17 protein-coding genes are annotated in these 19098 nt (G+C 52.2%); all 17 read left to right on the top strand.

Annotated features, from left to right (window positions below; translation table 11 throughout):
* Window positions 1-92 precede the first annotated feature (92 nt).
* The 17 genes from cdaA (at window position 93) to DWV16_RS02785 (ending at window position 19040) form a co-directional block, all read left to right on the top strand.
* A complete protein-coding gene (cdaA, locus tag DWV16_RS02865; protein WP_066459399.1) occupies window positions 93-953 on the top strand; it encodes a diadenylate cyclase CdaA in 861 nt (286 codons plus the stop codon).
* Window positions 950-2209: a YbbR-like domain-containing protein gene (locus DWV16_RS02860; RefSeq protein ID WP_118477738.1), complete on the top strand. Its 1260-nt coding sequence runs from the start codon at window positions 950-952 to the stop codon at window positions 2207-2209. The genes cdaA and DWV16_RS02860 overlap by 4 nt, the downstream gene beginning before the upstream one ends.
* 62 nt (window positions 2210-2271) lie before the next feature.
* The gene (locus tag DWV16_RS02855; RefSeq protein ID WP_066459401.1) at window positions 2272-3870 is read left to right on the top strand and encodes an NAD(P)/FAD-dependent oxidoreductase; all 1599 of its coding nucleotides are present in this window, start codon (window positions 2272-2274) and stop codon (window positions 3868-3870) included.
* 71 nt (window positions 3871-3941) lie between these two features.
* Entirely contained in the window at window positions 3942-4643 is a 702-nt protein-coding gene (locus DWV16_RS02850; protein ID WP_066459403.1) for a hypothetical protein, read from the top strand.
* Between the two features lie 105 nt (window positions 4644-4748).
* Complete coding sequence (locus DWV16_RS02845) at window positions 4749-5915, top strand: class I SAM-dependent RNA methyltransferase (protein ID WP_066459404.1); 1167 nt, start codon at window positions 4749-4751, stop codon at window positions 5913-5915.
* A gap of 184 nt (window positions 5916-6099) precedes the next feature.
* Window positions 6100-6765, top strand: a complete 666-nt coding sequence (locus DWV16_RS02840; RefSeq protein WP_066459405.1) for a GntR family transcriptional regulator — start codon at window positions 6100-6102, stop codon at window positions 6763-6765.
* 115 nt (window positions 6766-6880) lie between these two features.
* Window positions 6881-7423, top strand: coding sequence for a TRAP transporter small permease (locus DWV16_RS02835; RefSeq protein ID WP_066459407.1), 543 nt, complete (start codon window positions 6881-6883; stop codon window positions 7421-7423).
* A complete protein-coding gene (locus DWV16_RS02830) occupies window positions 7420-8712 on the top strand; it encodes a TRAP transporter large permease (RefSeq protein WP_066459409.1) in 1293 nt (430 codons plus the stop codon). Before DWV16_RS02835 ends, DWV16_RS02830 begins: the two co-directional genes overlap by 4 nt.
* Window positions 8713-8765: 53 nt before the next feature.
* Window positions 8766-9821 carry a TRAP transporter substrate-binding protein gene (locus DWV16_RS02825; protein ID WP_066459411.1) on the top strand — a complete coding sequence of 352 codons (1056 nt, stop codon included), beginning with the start codon at window positions 8766-8768 and terminating at the stop codon, window positions 9819-9821.
* Between the two features lie 79 nt (window positions 9822-9900).
* Entirely contained in the window at window positions 9901-10803 is a 903-nt protein-coding gene (locus DWV16_RS02820; protein ID WP_066459413.1) for a dihydrodipicolinate synthase family protein, read from the top strand.
* A gap of 63 nt (window positions 10804-10866) precedes the next feature.
* Window positions 10867-12843, top strand: a complete 1977-nt coding sequence (locus tag DWV16_RS02815) for an FAD-dependent oxidoreductase (protein WP_118477737.1) — start codon at window positions 10867-10869, stop codon at window positions 12841-12843.
* Between the two features lie 12 nt (window positions 12844-12855).
* On the top strand, window positions 12856-14085 hold the full coding sequence (locus DWV16_RS02810) for a M20 family metallopeptidase (protein WP_066459420.1): 1230 nt from the start codon (window positions 12856-12858) through the stop codon (window positions 14083-14085).
* Window positions 14082-15278 (top strand): pyridoxal phosphate-dependent aminotransferase, encoded by a 1197-nt coding sequence (locus DWV16_RS02805; protein ID WP_066459422.1) that lies wholly within the window; start codon window positions 14082-14084, stop codon window positions 15276-15278. The genes DWV16_RS02810 and DWV16_RS02805 overlap by 4 nt, the downstream gene beginning before the upstream one ends.
* A gap of 43 nt (window positions 15279-15321) precedes the next feature.
* Complete coding sequence (locus DWV16_RS02800) at window positions 15322-16458, top strand: amidohydrolase family protein (protein ID WP_118477736.1); 1137 nt, start codon at window positions 15322-15324, stop codon at window positions 16456-16458.
* Window positions 16459-16605: 147 nt separating this feature from the next.
* Window positions 16606-17376, top strand: a complete 771-nt coding sequence (locus tag DWV16_RS02795) for a TSUP family transporter (RefSeq protein WP_118477735.1) — start codon at window positions 16606-16608, stop codon at window positions 17374-17376.
* 171 nt (window positions 17377-17547) lie between these two features.
* Window positions 17548-18540 carry an ATPase, T2SS/T4P/T4SS family gene (locus DWV16_RS02790; protein WP_118477734.1) on the top strand — a complete coding sequence of 331 codons (993 nt, stop codon included), beginning with the start codon at window positions 17548-17550 and terminating at the stop codon, window positions 18538-18540.
* Window positions 18525-19040, top strand: coding sequence for a stage III sporulation protein AB (locus DWV16_RS02785; protein WP_066459430.1), 516 nt, complete (start codon window positions 18525-18527; stop codon window positions 19038-19040). The genes DWV16_RS02790 and DWV16_RS02785 overlap by 16 nt, the downstream gene beginning before the upstream one ends.
* The last annotated feature ends 58 nt before the right edge of the window (window positions 19041-19098 follow it).

The following is a 19098-nucleotide window of genomic DNA, read 5'->3' as shown; positions in this document are numbered from 1 at the left end:
ATTTCATACCAGGATGTGATAAAATAGTAGAGGGAGTGCGCACGTGGGTTTTGTCCGCCTGTGTGTTCCGAAAGCCGAAGGAGATTAAAAGCATGACAAGATTCCTCTACCTGATGGATACTTTCCGGACGATCCATTGGTACGATATTTTAGATATCCTCATCGTTGCATATTTGATTTATCAGGCGATCAAGCTTGTGCGCGAGACACGCGCCGCCCAGCTGGTCAAGGGCATCGGGGCGCTGCTCGCGCTCAATCTGCTTGCGGACAAGGTTGGACTGCAGACGATGAGTTTTCTCATGTCCAATATCCTGCAGATTGGGCTGTTCGCGCTGGTGGTTGTGTTCCAGCCGGAACTGCGCCGCGCGCTGGAGCAAGTTGGGCGTACCCGGATTTCGAAACTGAATGTGTTCTCCCAGGGCCTTAACGAGCAGCAGACCAGAGAGGGCTGGCGCAAATTCATCGCGGCGCTTGTGGATGAGGCGGCTTCACTTTCCCGCCAGAAGATCGGCGCGCTGGTGGTCATCGAACAGAAAACCAAACTTGGGGACATCATCAAGACCGGTACCATCATTGATTCCGCGCCCACACCGGAGCTCATCGGGAATATCTTTTTCCCGAATTCCCCGCTGCATGACGGCGCGATGATTGTGCGTGACGGCCGGCTTTACGCGGCCGGATGCTTTCTGCCGCTTTCCGATAATTCAGAGATCAGCCGGGAGCTGGGGACCCGCCACCGCGCCGCGCTCGGCATGAGCGAAGCCAGCGACGCAATCATTGTGGTCGTTTCAGAGGAGACAGGGCTGATTACCGTCTGCCAAAACGGACGGTTGGAACGCGGCTACAGCCTGCCGCGGCTGGAGGAGCTGCTCAAAAACACGTTGATCCCGGAGAAGGCTGTTTCTGAACCTTCCGAAAAGAAATTTGAACTGTGGAAGGGGAAGAAAAAATGAAAATAAGTTTTTCCAAGCTGTTTGACAACAAACGGTTTTTGATGTTTTTTTCCCTGGCTCTGGCAATTATCGCCTGGCTCATCACCGTTACGGCGATCAATCCGAACACGCGCGATGAAATCGACGGAATTGAGGTCAACATCGCGGAAGCCCCCACCACCGTGGCCATTTTGGAACCGCTCAACCTGAACATTGTGGAAGGCGCTTTTGCCACTGTTTCGGCAGTGGTCGAAGGGCCGCGGTATATCGTGGGCGGTTTGTCGGGATCGGATATCGATGTGGTGGCCGAGCTTTCCGGCATCAGCAGTTATGGCACCTACGACGTGAAGCTTTCCGGAAGCGACAAGTTCGGCAAGGGTTTCACCGTGCTGGAGATAAAGCCAAAAACCATCCAAATCCGGGTTGACCGCAAAGCAACCAAAAAATTCTCGATCTCCTCGGATATTGAAGGACTGAAGGTGCCGGATGGATATATCCGTTCGGATGTGGTTGTGAGCCCGAAGGAGGTCACGATCACCGGTCCGGAGGCGGATGTCAATCGGATTGATAAATGTGTGGCGGCAGCGGTCTTTGACGAGCCGCTGACCGCGAACCGGACGGTTAAGAGCGATATCATGCTTTACGACAGTGAGGGAAACGAGATCGATAAATCTCTGCTGACGATGGACCCGGTGTCGGTGGATATTACTGTTCCAGTGCTCAAGAAGAAGAACCTGCCGGTTAAGTTTGAGTACCTCTATCTGCCGAAGGGTATGCCGCGGGACCCGCTCGATTATACCCTTTCGGAGGGGTCCATCGAGGTTGCCGGGCCGGCAAATATGGTTGATCTCTATGAGGATCTCAATATCGGCTATGTCGATTTCAGCGAGATCACCAAGGATAAGGTCTTTGTATTCCCGGTGGAATTGCCGAGCGGCTTTATCAATCTGGAGGACGTTACCCGCATCAGCCTCTCGTTTGACACGGAGAATATGGTGACCGGAGATTTTGCGGTGACCAACATCAAAGCGACTAATGTTCCGGTCAACTATGAAGTCACAGTTGAAACGCCGCGAATCACCGGCGTTCATATGATCGGCGAAGCGGAGATTATGGAGACGCTCACCTCTGACGACCTGGTCGCGGAGATCGACATCTCCGACCGCGAGATTACGCCGGGACCATATAACCTCCCGGTGCGCATTTCGGCTCCAAGCAAGGGGATTGTCTGGGCCACCGGTGAGTATACCGCGGTTGTGACCATCAAGGAAAAATAAACGCAGATACCGGGGGCGTCCGAAACTTTGGACGCCCCCGATTTATTTGGAGGGGAAGATCAATGGCAGTCATCATAAGCGGAATTGTCACCGGCCTTACCGAAGATCCATCCGCCGCAATCGTCAAAGCCCGTAAGCGACTGGGAATACAGGAGAGCGATGTCAAGGAAAGCTGTATCGTCAAAACATCGCTTGACGCGCGCAAACAGAGTGATATCCATTTTGTCCATTCGGTCGCGCTCACGCTTTATGCGGATGAGGCGAAAGTGTCCGCGCGCGCGGCGGATAAACAGGTCGCCCTGCGTGAAGAGCAGCCGCTCGAAGTTACGGTGGGGAATCGACCGCTGCCGCACCGGCCGGTGATAGCCGGGTTTGGTCCGGCCGGAATGTTCGCTGGTCTGCTGCTCGCACGGTACGGATACCGCCCGCTGATTCTCGAACGTGGAGATGAAATCAGCCGCCGGGTGCAGGCGGTCGAAACTTTCTGGGCAACCGGGAAGCTCGATCCGGACACGAATGTGCAGTTTGGGGAAGGCGGTGCCGGAACCTTCTCAGACGGCAAGCTCACCACCCGTATCGGCGACCCGAAATGCTCCTGGGTGGTGCGGGAATTTGTTCGGTTCGGCGCGCCGCCCGAGATTTTACAGAAGGCAAAGCCGCACATCGGCACCGACCGCCTGCGGGAGGTCGTCGGGCGCATCCGGTCGGAAATCCTTTCACTCGGCGGGGAAATCCGCTTTCGTACGCCGCTCACTGGGCTGCGGGTGCGAAATGGCTCGGTTACGGCAGCGCTCACGCCGGAGGGGGAAATTCCCACCGGGATTGTGATCCTTGCAACCGGACACAGCGCGCGGGATACTTTCCGGATGCTTTATGAAAACGGCTTTGCCATGGAGCCGAAGCCGTTTTCGGTCGGTGTGCGGGTTGAACATCTGCAAAGCGAGATCGACCGTGGTCTGTATGGAAAGCTCGCTGGCCATCCGGTATTGCCGGTGGGAGAATACCAGCTTTCGCACCGCAGGAACGGGCGCGGCGTTTATACCTTCTGTATGTGTCCAGGTGGCGTGGTGGTGCCCGCCGCATCGGAAACGGGCATGGCCGTGACCAATGGGATGAGTTATTTTGCACGCGATGGGAAAAACGCAAACGCGGCGGTCGCGGTCGCGGTCACACCGGGTGATTACGGTCGCGGCGCGCTCGACGGCGTGTGTTTCCAGCAGGAACTGGAACGCCGGGCATTTCAGGCGGCCGGGGGAGGCTACCGCGCGCCGGCACAGGACGCGGCACATTTTTTGAACAGCAAACCGGGCCTTACAATCGGGCGGGTACAGCCGACCTATGCGCGCGGCGTGGAGCCTTGCGATTTTTCGGATCTTTTTCCCGGATTTGTGACGGAAATGCTGCGGCTCGGACTTCAAAACTTTAACGCCAAGCTGCCAGGTTTTGCCGCGCCGGATACGCTGCTCACCGGTGTGGAAACACGGACCTCCTCACCAGTGCGGATCTTGCGGGGGGAGGACTGCCAGTCACTGTCCGCAAAAGGGCTTTATCCCTGTGCGGAGGGCGCCGGATATGCGGGCGGTATCATGAGCGCGGCAGTGGACGGACTGCGGGTGTCGCAGGCGGTTATTGCGCAAGCGGCGCCTGCGGCAGGGGAATAAACGATCTGCCCGTGTAGCGTGGGACTGGTCGGCGGCATAAGATGGAATATCTTCGTCTGAGGAGGTATGCCATGAAAATCGGGGTAGCGCTATCCGGAAGCGGACCGGGTGCGCAGGCTGCTTATGCCTTTGCCGACGAGCTGATGCGGTGCTCGGTCAAAATCGATCTCTTATCGGTGACTTCGCTCGCAGCAGTTTCCTGCATGTTGTGGGCCAAAGGCCTGGAACCGGAGGAAATTCACGAGCTGATGACCCTGTTGGAAGCCTCCCACACGCCAGCATGCGGGCTGCGGCAGATAGAAAAGATGGGGGTATTTTCTCCGGGAGCGGGTTGCCCGCTCGCGGTGAATTCGGCGGATATCGCGACTGGCGTCACAGTGATCCATACCGACCAGTTCCATTCAGACGCGTGGAATCTGAAAACCTGTCCGCTCGCGGGCAACGAACGGGCGGCATTGATAGCGGCGGTCAGCCCATATCGGGACTCCCCGCCGCTGGAACTGGACGGGATGCGGCTCTGTGATTTTTCTGTGCGGTATGGGTGCCCTTTTTTCCCCCTTCGGATGAACGCGGCGGAAAAAATCCTTTCCGTTTCGTTTGCGGGGGGAGCGTCACCCGCGCAAATTGCTTCCAGCAGCCTTGCTTCGCTGACCGGGAAGAACGCAGATCTGCACTATACGGTGCATCTTGATGATCCAGAGGACCCCGCGGGGCAGATTCGGAACTTTGTACAGGAAAATATCGTGCAGATCTACCATAAGATGTTGTTTTGAGCGAATCCCGGTTTCATTTGAACCGGGATCCTTGCTATTTAAGGGGTATACTGGTATAATATGACTATATATTGAGTGGAATATGTGAGAGGAATTGGAAAATAGATGGATCAGATATATCGGATTTGCTGCCCCTGTCTGTTTGGACTGGAAAGCGTGCTCTCGTTTGAAGTAAAGAAAATCGGCGGGGAAAACGTGGAGGTCACTGACGGGCGGGTATTTTTTGATGGGGATCTTCAGATGGTCGCGAAGGCGAACCTTTGGCTGCGCACGGCGGAACGTGTTGGGATCGTCATGGGGCGATTCAAGGCGGAAACCTTTACAGAGCTTTTTGATCGTACTGCAGAGCTTCCGTGGGAACATTTCATCGGAGAGGACGACCAGTTTCCGGTAAAAGGTTCGTCGCTGAATTCAAAACTTCACAGTGTCCCGGACTGCCAGCGCATTATCAAACGGGCGGTTGTGCGGAGATTTGAATCGGTCTATAAGCGTGCCGTTTTTGCGGAAACCGGCACGGCCTATCAGGTTCAGTTCACCATTCATAAGGATATGGTTACACTGCTGCTTGATACGTCCGGCGCTGGCCTGCACAAGCGCGGTTACCGTGCAAATGCGAATGAAGCGCCAATCAAGGAAACGCTCGCGGCGGGAATTGTGGATTTTGCCCGCGTGCGCGGGGATTCCACGGTATATGACCCGATGTGCGGGTCCGGTACGCTGGTGATCGAGGCGGCTCTTAAGGCGCTGAATATCGCGCCGGGGATTCGGCGGCGTTTCGCGGCTCAGAATTGGGCCTGCTTTGCAAATGGGATTTTCAGCGATCTTCGCAAGGCGGCGGCCGCTGAAGTGCGCAGAGATGCACAATTTTTGGCTTTTGCTTCGGACAATGATTCGCAGTCGGTCAAGCTCACTCAAGAGAACGCGGTCAAAGCGGGTGTGGCATCGCGCATCAAGGTGTACGAGGGAGACGTGGCAGATTTTCAGACGCGGCGTCCGGGACATGGGGGCATTGTTCTGACAAATCCGCCGTATGGCGAACGGCTGCTCGACGCCTCCGAAGCGCAGGAAATCTGCCGAATGCTGGGCACGGCTTTTCCACCGGAGGAGGGGATGAGCTATTACATCATCAGCCCGGACGAGGACTTTGAAGCACAATTCGGTCGACCGGCTGTGCGCCGCCGCAAGCTTTATAATGGCATGATCAAGTGCCAGCTATTTATGTACTTTGAAAAGCCATCAAAGCCACAAGAAAGAGATATCCCCCAAAATTAAATTTTGGAAGCGCTCTATCGGGCTTCATTTTATCCGAAATTCGTGCGTAATTGCTAAATAATCTAAAAATGATTGGCTATTATTGGTCTTGTCAAGCAGATAGAAAGTCTATATAATATCTGATATACCAGATATTAGTTTTCGTTTCGCAAATTAGAAACATCGAAAGGAGATTTTGAATAGGGTGATCAAACAGGAGAAAGAGATCGTTGAAAGCCTGCCCATTCGAGATCAAGTCGCAGATATTATCCGCCAGATGATTATCAATGGAGAACTAAAAGCGGGACAGAAAATCAGTGAACGGCAAATCAGCAAGATGCTGAATATTAGTACGACTCCGGTAAAAGAGGCATTTCGGGCCTTGCAAACAGAAAAACTGATTGTTTGCGTTCCACGAAAAGGTTCTTTTATTTCCGAACATTCCAGAGAAAATTTAAAAGAGGTCACCTATATCAGGAGTGCTATTGACGGTGTTTCCGCCTATTTTGCCGCTATCTATGCGACCGAAAATCAAAAACGTATGATGCGCGAATTGCTGGAACAGGCCCGTGCTATTATTGAGGAAAGAGGAGACGCCGAAGAGCTTTCCAATATCAATGAACGTTTTCACAGTGTCTTGCGCGAAAGTTCGAACAACACCTATCTTTGTAATATGGCAAACAGCTTTCTGCAAATTGATAGCTCTATGCGAAAGGTTGTCAATGTCACTGACTATGAACAGCTGTTGAATCGGCAATTGCAGCATGAAGAGATCCTCAAAGCGGTTGAGACGGGGGACAGTGCGGAAGCAGAGAGGAGGATGGTCCATCATATCCGGGATACTTCGAAACATCTCTTTTGGGTAGAATAAAATTCTATCCTATTCTTTTCCATCAATTGGTATATCAGATACCAGTTTATAGAATTATGTATTCACTATGCGTCAGTTTTACAACCACCCACCCAAAAACAAAGGAGTGACTTCAATGAAAGTATGGAAATGGTTAGATGAGCATTTAGAAGAGACAATCGTTGCGGGATTTCTGGCTGGCGTTGCGCTTCTAATGGGCATTCAGGTCATATTGCGCTATGTATTCCTGAATGGCCTTTCCTGGAGCGAAGTCATTGCCCGTTATTTTTTGGTGATGATGGGATTTTTGAGTCTTGGATATAGCATACGGCATCGTTCCTCCATCAGGATCGACATGCTGATCAATATTCTTCCCAAACCTTTCCGCAGAGCGTGCGGAGTGGTGGTTTGGTTTATCACATTTTTCGTTTTGCTGATTCTATTTCACACGGCGGTGACGACAACGGTTTTTTATGAAGCGCATGGCCGTATTATTGCCGGTACGAATATCCCGGTCTATATCATTTATATCATCGGGCCGGTCATTGGTCTCGGCCTTGGGCTTTTCCGTCTATTTCAAGTTACGGTTTTAGATTTTATCAGTTGGAGAAAAAACAGGACCGGCGAGGATCGCCCTCTAAATATTCCAACCAATGAGAAAGAAGGCGTTCTCAAATGAATGCAGCAGTATTTTTCATTCTGTTTCTGGTGCTTTTGGCAATTGGTACGCCGATGTCTTTTACTTTTTGTGGTCTGGCGCTGTTGCCGAATCTTCTGAATTCCAATTTCCAATTTGATGCAAATTCCGTATTGTCCGCTACAGTTGGCGGGCTCAACAGCTTTATCCTTTTAGGGATTCCACTCTTTATGCTTGCAGGTGTCCTCATGGCAAAGGGAGGGATCTCAGAAAAGCTTTTTGGATTTTTCGCTTATTTTATCGGAAATAAAACAGCGGGATTTCCTGCTACCGTAATCATTACCTGCCTGTTTTTCGGTGCGATTTCCGGTTCTTCGGCCGCCTCGGTTGCCGCGGTGGGAGCGATGACGATCCCGTTTCTTGTAAAGCTTGGCTATGATAAAGTCTTTTCCACCGCCGTTGTAACAGTGGCCGGCGGCCTAGGCGTGATCATCCCGCCCAGCATTTCCTATATCATTTTTTCTTCCGTTTCAAACACTTCTCCGGCCAGCCTGTTTATCGCAGGAATTCTGCCGGGCTGCCTGATCGCCGCAGGACTCATTTGCTATGCATATTATTACTGCAAGCGTAAAGGCGAAGATAAGCAAACGATACAGATGTATTATCAGGAAATCCGGCAAAAAGGCCTTTGGAAACTCTTCCGGGAAAGTTTTTTCGCCCTTTTGACGCCTGTAATTATCCTGGGAAGTATCTATGGTGGGATTGCATCTCCCACGGAAGCCGCGGCGATCTCGGTGATCTATGCCTTTGCAGTCAGCTTATTTGCCTATAAGTCCATCCGCTTTCAGGACATTCCGGCACTATTTGTGGAGGGCAGCAAAAGTTTCATCAATCTATTTTTTATATTGGGCGCAGCCACAGCGTTTACCCGTGTGGTGACCCTTTCCGGCTACGCAACCGAAATCAGCAATTTCATCCTCAGCAGTTATACGGGAAAAGTCGGCATCCTGCTGTTGCTGAACCTGATTATGTTGATATTTGGCGCTGTAATGGACAATATCCCGAATATTATGCTGCTCACGCCGGTTCTGCTTCCGGTGGCCACAGGTATTGGCATGGACCCGATCCATTTTGGTATCATAATGACCGCAAATCTGGCGATCGGCATGGTTACCCCTCCGGTTGGCGTAAACCTGTATGTGGGCAGCGGGATGTCCAATATCCCAATCCTGAAGCTGGCCAAAGCTACCATCCCGTTCTTACTGACCTTCGTGATATCTTTGTTGGCAATCACTTTTATCCCAGGAATAAGCCTGTGGCTGGTGGGGTAATGCCGGTTTGTTGAACATAAGCCTGTTGGCTTATATAAAAAGGAGGAATGGTCATGAAAACGCAAAAAACCGTATTGGCATTCTTGTTAACGCTCTGTATGATTTTAACACTTGCGGGATGCGCATCTCCCGCGCAACCGGCGGCATCCAACGGTTCCGCGGCGGCTCCGGCGGAATCGGAAACCTATGAGTGGTCTTTTGGAATGGGCGGCACTGAGGAGACACTGAACTACAAAGGCGCGGAAAAATTCAAAGAGCTGATAGAAGCACGCAGCGAGGGGCGTGTGAAGGTGAACCTCTACGCAAACTCTTCTCTGGGTTCCACGGCGGAAATGATGGAAGGGCATATCAATGGGACGATTGCCCTCCTGACCGGTGTAACGAGTATGCTGCCCCCGTATGTTCCCGGATATGCGCTTTTCGATTTGCCCAATGCGTTTCCAGATATTGAAACTATGCGGGCCTTTCTCACCAGCGATTTTTGTGATCTCCTGAATGAAAAATATGCTGAATCGGGCGGTTTTGTTATGTTGGGGTTCTGTGACGCCGGATTCCGTCAGCTTACCGCCAATAAACCGATCCATGCGGTTGCGGATATGAAGGGAATAAAGATCCGCACCCAGGAAAACAAATACCATCTCGCATACTGGAACGCGCTGGGCGCAAACGCGATTGCAATGGACTGGTCCGAGCTTTATACGAATCTTCAGCAGGGCGTTGTGGACGCGGAAGAAAACCCTTATATGAACTTTTATGATACAAAGCTCTACGAAGTCCAGAAATACATTATGGAATCCAACCATGTGGGTCACATCATGACCTTCAGCATGAGCACATCGGTATATAACAGCCTGCCCGCCGATATCCGGAAGATGGTTGACGACTGCATGGCGGAATCGATGGAATACATCGTCGGCCTGTCGGACGCTTCCCTCCAGGACTATAAGAAAGCCTGTATGGATGAAGGAGTAACGATCATCCCAATGGAGCCTGAAGTGCTTGCCCAGATGCAGGAAATGGCTTCTCCCGTGTACGATATGGTGCGCAAAGATATTGGCGATGAAATTGTAGACGAGTTTCTTGCTGCGATTGATAAAGTGAAAAAATAGTTGGTATATTTTTCGGGAGGTGCCGATATTTTTCGCCCTCCCGAAAAATATCGGGAACTGTTATTAAAGGAGAAGACCAATGACTACAGATTTTATTTATGGCATAATTGTGCCTATTCTGACTCCGATTGATGAAGATGAACGCATTAGGGAGGCGAAGCTCCGGGAACAGGTGGATTTTGTCATTGATGGAGGCGTAAATGGCATTCTGGCTTTTGGCAGCAATGGCGAATTTTATATGGTGGAAGAGGATGAGATGTACAGAGGCCTTCAAATCATATTGGATCAAGCGCGGGGCAGGGTTCCCGTCTATATGGGAATTGGGGCAATCAGTACCAAAAAATGTATCCATATTGCTGAAATGGCAAAATGCGCAGGTGCGAATGGAATTTCCGTATTGCAGCCGATGTTTATAAAGCCCACCGAAGAGGAGCTTTTCGAACATTTTTGTGCGATTGCATCAGCGGTTCCCGATATGCCTGTGCTTCTTTACAACAATCCGGGGAGGACAGGTTATACCATAAGCGCGGATCTGGTTGAACGGCTCATCTCGCGCATGGACAATATCTGCGGGATGAAGGATTCCTCTGGAGATATGACTCAGACTTTGGAATTCATCAGAAAAACCCGTTCAAAAAATTTTAAGGTATTTGGTGGGAAAGATACCCTGATTTATGCGGCATTGTCCCATGGCGCTGTGGGAGCAGTCGCCACAACTGCAAATTTTATTCCCAAACAGGTTTGTTCCGTTTATCAGGATTTTTTAGAGGGAAGGCTTCAGGAGGCTTTGGAAACACAGTTTCGCTTGGCGCAGATACGCCTGGCGATGGATCAGGCAAGTTTTCCTGTGGCCACAAAGGACTTGGCGAATCTCGCCGGACGATCGGTCGGAAAACCATATACGCCGAATCTGCCGTCCCAGGGGGAAGCATTGGAGCATTTGAAGCAAGCCATGCAAAGTGCATTCTATTCCATGGAATGATTATGGGCGGGGGCCTCTGCTTGTTTGCGGCCCAATTTCTGATGAAAAGGAGCGTATCTCCGTATGTGCGATTATCCAGCTTTATTTGAACCGATTACCCTCGCGGGAAAAATGATACGGAACCGTATTGTCCTTTCCCCAATGGGAACCCGTGCCAATCTGTTAGACGGCACGCTTTCAGACCGGTGCGCAATCTTTCTGGAAGAGCGGGCAAGAGGCGGCGCCGGTCTCATCATAACAGAACAGACAGCTGTGCGCGAAGGGCAAATGCGAGTCCCCACGATGCAGGCCAACTCGGATCTGCTGATCCCCGCGCTTAGCCAGCTTGCCGCCAGTGTACACGCTTACGACAGCCATATTTTGATGCAGCTTGGACTGCATGGCGGGCGGGCTCCAAGCTCTGTCACAGGAAACCGCTGCATTGCCCCGTCTGCGGTTGCTTCCCCGCTTTACAAGGAAATACCGGAAGCTCTGACGGAGGAAGAAATTTATGCGCTTGTGGACGATTGGCGTTTTTGCGCCATGCGGGCGAAACGCGCGGGATTTGATGGCGTCGAGGTGCATGGCTGCCACGGCTACCTGATCAATCAGTTTCTTTCGCCTGTGACGAATTGCCGCAGGGACGCCTTTGGCGGCAGTTTAATCAACCGTCTTTATTTTACGAAACTGATCGTATCCGCAGTCCGTGAGGCTTGCGGAGCAGATTTCATCATAGGCTTCAAAATGCCTGGTTTTGAAAATTTTCCGGGTGGGATCGAACCGGAGGACGCCGTAATCATTGCGAAGGAAATGGAACGTTACGGCGTGGACTATCTGCATGTATCTGCAAACTCACTCGTCTTTTCCGCGCCACAGGATTATCCGTATACCCCTTATGCGGACGTTCCCTCCATGTATGATGAAAAGGGTTGTCTTGTTCCATTGGCGGAAATGGTCAAAAAGGCGATATCGGTTCCTGTTATCGCGGTGGGCGGGATTGTAACGCCCCAGGATGCAGAGCAAGTGATTTCAAACAGGCAAGCGGACATGGTAGCCGTGGGCAGACCATTCCTTGCGGATCCAGAATGGGGTGAGAAGCCGCTTTCGCAGGAGATTGCGCGTCCATGCGTCGGTTGTCTCGAATGTCATAAACATATTCTGACCGGCACCGATCTGGTGTGCACCGTGAATCCCGGGCTGCTCCGGGAGTTTTACGGCCGTCCTTCCAGCGAAAAATCGAAGCCGAAATCGGTCGTGATTGTGGGCGCGGGCCCCGGTGGTATGGAGGCCGCGATCCAGGCGGCCGACCGGGGATATAAAGTGACGGTCTACGATTCCGGAGAAGGGCTCGGCGGTACGCTTCGGCTGGCTGCAAAGCCAGATTTCAAGGAACGCGTCCGGGAACTGCTTGCTTATTATAAACAGGAGATAGAGCAACGGAACATCCATCTGATCTGGAATACAAAGGTGGACGAAGAAAATGTATCAACACTGTTGCAGTGTGAGCAGGCGGACTCCATAATCCTTGCGACAGGGGGTATCCCGGTGGTTCCGCCTTTCGCGCGCGATGCAAAGATGGAAGTGCTGATTGCGGAAGACCTGATAGAAAAGGGTGTGGAAGGATTCCTTCCAGAGCAGGTCGCAATCATCGGAGCTGGGAAGGTGGGCCTTGAAACCGCCTGGTTGCTAAGCTTGGCGGGGAAAAAGGTGGCCGTTTACGATATGCTGCCCATGGAGAAAGTTTTGGCCGCCGATCATCCGGTTATGAGGGCCGCCTTGCTGCACAGGATGAATGAGCTGGGCGTAAGGATTTATACAGAGGCTCGTCTGAACCGCATCATGGAAAATACCCTGCATTTTAATATTGCCGGGGAAGAGGCGGTACACAAAGCGGAATGTGTGGTGCTGGCCATTGGCTATCGGCCGGATCACACGCTTTACCGAAATCTTTTAAAGGCGGGATGCTGCAAAAAAATCCTTTTGATTGGCGATGCAAAAGCGCCCAGAGGAATGTTTGACGCTATCCACGAAGGATATTTTGCGGGAAGATATCGAATTTAAGGAGGCTCTCCGATGAAAGGCACAAATGAAACGATGAAGCGGATGGATGCGCTCCTCAGACAGGATTGGGAGAAGTATGCTGAAATCCGGCATCATCTTCACGCCCATCCGGAAAAATCGAACCAGGAAAAGGAAACGGCGGCATATCTGACCGGCTGGTTGCGGCGGGCGGGAATTCCCTGCCGGACTGGATTGGGCGGGTACGGGATCATTGCGGATATTGGAACCGAACGGAACCGCCCAACAGTGGCAATTCGTGCGGATATGGACGCACTGGCCCTTTCGGAGGCCAGCGGGCTGCCATTTGCCTCCCAAACGCCGGGCGTCATGCATGCCTGCGGCCATGATGTACATATGTCGGCACTTTTGACGGCGGGGCTGATTCTCCAACAGGTGAAGGAATCGCTTTCCTGTGGTGTTCGGCTGATTTTTCAGCCCGCGGAGGAAAATGGTCCGGTCGGGGGGGCTGTTCCAATGATTTCGGACGGCGCCCTTGACGGAGCGGATATCCGCGCCGTATTTGCCGCACATGCCATGCCCCAAATCCCGGAGGGAGCTTTCGCAGTTGTCAAAGGCCCCGCATTGGCTGCGAATGACAATTTCTATGTTACGGTAACAGGGAAGGGCGGGCATGCGGCAATGCCGCATGCCTGTGTCAACCCACTCTTGGCAGCCTCTCAGCTTGTGCTGCATTTTTGCGCCTTGCCGGCGCAGGAAATATGCGCTCATCATGCCGCTGTGATTTCCGTGGGGAAATATAGCGGCGGAATCCGGCGCAACATCATTCCGGAAAAAGCCGAGCTGGAAGGTACCATGCGCACGTTTGATCCGAAAGACAGGGAAAAGCTTATGCAGCGGATGGATGAAATTTCCTGCGGGATAGCGAGAAGCAGCCAGACAGATATCCGACTGGTCTGGCAGCCTAGTTTTCCAATGGGGGCTAACGAACCGTATGCCGCGCAATATCTGAGAAACGCGATATCCCGTCACCTGGGGAAGGATCTGCTGATGGAAGAATTTCCACCCTTTATGGGATCGGACGATTTCGCTTACTTTTTACGCGAACGGCCGGGTGCCATTTTGTGGGTCGGAACCGGTATCCCGGGCAGGCCGCAGGAACTGCACAGCCCGGAGCTTTCCATATCGGATAATGTTCTAAAAAATCTGTGCCGCGCATTTTTAGCGGTTGCGATTGATTTCCCGGATTTTATAGAAGGAAGGGGCATGGACACGTTATTATGAAAAATTTTGCGGATCGTACAGTTGACGTTGCATTTTCACCTGTCCGAAAAGTACTTGAACAGGCTGAGCAGATGCAGGAAAAAGGGGAACGGGTCATTCATTTGGAGATCGGTGAACCGGATTTTCATACACCTTCGCATATCGTAGAGGCCACTCAAAAAGCGTTAACCAATGGATATACCCATTATTTCCCCAACCGAGGCTATTTGCCACTTCGCCAGGCAATAAAAGAGAGGCTCCTTCAGACGGGCAAAGTTCTATACAACCCTGACTCGGAAATCATTTTGACAGCGGGGGCCGCAGAAGGCATTCTGGATGCAATCTTGGGACTTGTGGATCCCGGGGATGAGGTTATTGGATTCACTCCTGCTTTCATGAACTATAAAAATGCAACCATTCTGGCGGGGGCGAAATTTGTGGAGATTGCACTCAGGCAGGAGAACAACTTCCAGATTGATATCGAAGAATTGAAACGGGCAATTACACCGCGGACACGGATGATCGTCCTGAATAATCCACAGAATCCATGCGGAACGATCCACAAAGCGGAAATCCTTGAAGAGCTTGCAGAGCTGGCGCGCCAAAATGATCTGTTGGTACTGTCCGATGAAATCTATGACAGTATCCTGTATGATGGGGCTAGCTTTTGTTCGGTCGCTTCGCTTCCGGGGATGAAGGAGCGTACCATTTGCATAAACGGGTTTTCAAAATCCTTTGCAATGACCGGCTGGAGGGTTGGCTATTTAGCGACGGACAAGGCGCTGCTGCCCGCTGTTTTAAAGCTGCATCAATATAATACCTGCTGTATCCCCAGCTTCATACAGGTGGCATTGACGGAGACAATGAACCATACGAATTCCTTGTGTTCCACGCGGAATATGGTCAGTCAGTTTGAAAAGCGGCGGGCACTTTTACTTCGTGGGCTCGGAGCGATCCCGGACCTGAGTTTCGTCGCACCCATGGGTGCTTTCTATATGATGATCAATGTGGAAAAAACTGGGCTGAGCGGAACCGTGTTTGCAGAGAGGCTTCTGCGGGAGCAGGCTGTCGCGGTTGTTCCTGGTATTGGATTCGGCGATGCGTTCGGCAGATATATTCGGATTTCTTTTGCAGCCTCCACGGATGATATCCTGGAAGGGGTAAAACGGATCGGAGCCTTTGCAGCAAGTCTGCCGGAGGCGGAAAGCGATTGAAAACCGGGGCACAGATTGAATATTCTAACATTTGGAGGCTGCCATGATCGATCTTTTATTCAAAAACGGGCATCTGATTGACCCCGCATCTGGAATTGATCGAGTCTGCAATTTGGGTATCCGGGATGGAAAATCCCTCGGTGCAGTGACCGGCGTTTCAGCGCAGGCACAAAACATCATCGATGCGTCCGGATATTATATCTTTCCGGGATTGGTGGATTTTCATACACATATTTATACCGGAAATAACGCGCTGGCGCTCCACCCGGATCTCTTGCTTTCAAGCGGAGTAACCTGTGCTGTGGACGCTGGATCGGCGGGAAGATCCAACTTTGAGGATTTTTATAATGGCGTTGTAAAACCCAGCATGATCCGCGTCTACTCCTATCTGAACATCCGAAACGAGGGTATGCCGATTGGAGAAAATGCAAAGGTCTGTTTGCCCAGCCGACAGGATACCCGTGGCCTGTCCCTGCTTATGGAACGCTATCCCGACCAGATTAAAGGGCTGAAAGTTTATATGGGCGAGGAGACGCTCGGAACCCTTGGCCTACATCTGCTGGAAGAAACCATCCGGATTGCAGATGACCTTGCCTGCCCGGTGGTGGTTCATGCTTCAAATCCGCCGTCGACGGAAAGCTCGCTTTGCGGCCTGCTCCGAAAAGGGGATGTAATGTGTCACTGTTACCATGGAAAAGGACGCAGCATCCTGCATGCGGATGGAAAGATTGAGGAAGGTGTCTTAGCTGCACGGAAACGCGGCGTGCTTTTTGACTGCAGCAACGGATTTACGAATTATAACCATTCGGTTACAAGGCAGGCGATTCAACAGGGATTTTTTCCGGATATCATCAGTACTGACATTACTTCGGTGGTATACAATAAAGAAGGATACTGCCGCAGTTTGCCACAGCTCATGAGCAAATATCTCGATTATGGAATGACGCTTTCCGAAGTGGTGCGCTGTACCACAGAAACCCCGGCAAAACAGCTGGGAATCTTTGGCCATTATGGAACGCTGGCAGAAGGAGCCGCGGGGGATGTTACAATTTGTAAGCTGGTTCGCGCGGCACCGGTATATCTGGATAACTGCCAGCAGGAAATGACCGGCACACAGCTGCTCATTCCGGTGATGACGGTGTTGAATGGCAAAATCGTCTATCGCTATGGTGAATTTTGAGAACCGATAAAAGGGAAGCCTCCTCCTTCAACTCGCTGATTGAAGGAGGAGGCTTCCCTTTTTACGATGGATGTGATACAATGACGCAGAACGGCTTGCTACGCGCATTCGCACAGCAAGCCGCAAAATCCGGTTGAGGAATAGAGGATGTTAGATTTGGCTCTCCCACAGATGCTGCTTATCGTTTGCCCGTTGGTTTTTTTCGGTGGCTTTGTCGATAGTATTTCCGGTGGCGGCGGACTGATCAGCCTGCCGGCCTATCTGCTTACCGGGATTCCTCCGCACATCGCTTTCGGTTGCAATAAAGTTTCGGCAGGGGTGGGGATGCTGGTTTCCACCGTTCGCTTCCACCAAAATGGAAAGATCCATTTGAAAAGCGCCGCTGTTTCCGCGGTATTTGCGCTGTTGGGAGCGGGGCTGGGGTCGTCATTCAATATGCTGCTCGACGCCGTCCTGCTCAAAAAGCTGATCGTCGGTGTTCTGCCGGTGGTTTCGATCCTTGTATTGTTTGGCGGCAACCGCATCCGGCCGTCCAAGCTCCTGGAGGGATACAAACTCTTTTTAGCCTGTGCAGGGATTGGCTTTGTGACAGCTTTATATGATGGGATCATTGGGCCTGGGGCGGGGACCTTCATGGTTTTCGGTTACGCCTCAATCGCGGGATTCGACTATGTGACCGCGAGCGGAAACGCGAAGGTGACAAATCTGGCGTCAAATATTGCGAGCACCTTTCTTTATATATCCGCGGGCAGGGTATTGTTTGCACTCGCAATTCCAGCCGCGCTTTGCAGCATTGCGGGCAGCTGGATCGGCAGCGGCCTTGCGATCCAGAAAGGTGCAAAGTTCATCAAAGGGATCATGGCGCTGGTTTTGGCGGGTATTTTTGTGAAGCTCATTTGGGATCTGCATCTTATTTAGAACAGTGGAATCTAAGGTGGCTCCCGATGCGGGCAGCGTGCGCCCCAAGGTTTTTTATGTGTATTATGATCTCGGGATGGCATAGAAACAGGTTGATGGGACAGATTGGACCGGTGAAAAGCCGGTCCAATTTTCATTTCGGACAGGTTCTAAAATTTTGGACGGGCCAATATGATAGAAGGGAGAAAGCCAAAGGACGTGACCGAATTGAAAGAGGATGAACGTTACAGCGCGGCAGTGGGGACACTGTCCGACCGGGTACGCCGTACACTTGAGCGGGTCCCGCGCGAAATCCGATTAAACGCGACTGAAATCCGTCTGCGAACCGGTCGGCCGCTCACGCTGATGGTTTGCACCCGACCGTTTTTTGTAGAGGAAAATGGGGCTGTTTCTCCGAATCCGGGAGCGAAGCCTTTTCTGTTGGATCGGTCGGATCTGCAGGAATGCTTTGTATCACTCTGCGGCTGGTCGGTGCACAGTCATCAGAAGGAGGTAGCAGACGGATATATTTCGGTGCGCGGAGGACATCGGGCGGGCATTGCGGCAACCGCTGTGCTGGAGGAAGGGAAGATGACCGCTGTGCGGGAAATCACTTCGGTTAACCTGCGGATTGCACGGGAGATCTATGGCGCGGCGGATCCGCTGATTCGCGGATATCTGGCGGACCGCCTGCGGGGAATCCTGCTTGTGGGTGCGCCCGCCAGCGGAAAAACAACCCTGCTGCGCGACTTGGCCCGGCAGCTTGCGGACGGTGCGGTCGGGCGTTATGTGAAAGTCTGCGTGGTGGACGAGAGCGGGGAGATCGGCGCCGCTTCGGGCGGCGGTATCCAAAATGATCTGGGTGTCTGCAGTGACCTGCTGTCCGGCTATCCAAAAGATCGAGGACTGCAGATCGCACTGCGGTACCTTTCGCCGGAGGTAATCATCTGCGACGAGGTGGGTAGCGACCGGGAAATAGAAGGAATTACAGAGGCCGCCAACAGTGGTGTTTCGGTGGTGACATCTATTCATGCGGGAAGCTTTGCGGAATTGTCGCGCCGTCCGCAGGCGAGGAAACTGCTTGAAACCGGAGCCTTTGAGCTAATCGTGCTGCTTGCAGGCGCACAGCGCCCGGCGGAAATAACAGAAGTGAAAAGGATTGGTGAAGTATGTACGCTTTTTTAAAGGTCAGCGGAATGGTTTTGGTGGTGCTGTGCACGACATCAATTGGTATGGCAATGGCGAAAACGCTCACAAACCGTGTGGAGGAACTGGAAGCCTGTATCGCGGCGCTCGCCGCGTTTGAAAGCGAACTTTCCTACAGCCTTGCGCCGCCGGACGAAGTGGTCGGCAGGCTGGAAAGCCGCGAGTCGCTTTCCGCGGCGGCTTTTCTGCCCGCATGCGCATCGCTTTGCAGACGCGGGATACCATTCCCCAAAGCATGGAAGCAGGCGATCACGGTGACGCGTGCAAATCTGGCGCCGGACGACCTTTCGATCCTTACCGGCCTTGCAGATACGCTTGGTCAATGCGATCTGCAGAGCCAGCTCGCACAGCTGGCACACGCGAAGGCACTTTTGCAGATGCAGCTTACCTCGGCTCAGGGACGCTGCGGCTCCTATGCAAAGTTATACCGTACGATGGGTGTGCTTGCGGGTGCGTTTGTGGTGATCGTCTTTATCTGAACTTGCAATCAAAATAATAATATAAAAGGAAGCGGCCCTGGGCCGCTTCCTTTTTACG

It is taken from the genome of Anaerotruncus sp. AF02-27 (genome assembly GCF_003465835.1).
Classification (GTDB): domain Bacteria; phylum Bacillota; class Clostridia; order Oscillospirales; family Ruminococcaceae; genus Anaerotruncus; species Anaerotruncus rubiinfantis.
The sequence above is the reverse complement of the archived record's forward strand: the minus strand, read 5'-3'. Positions and strand labels throughout refer to the sequence as shown.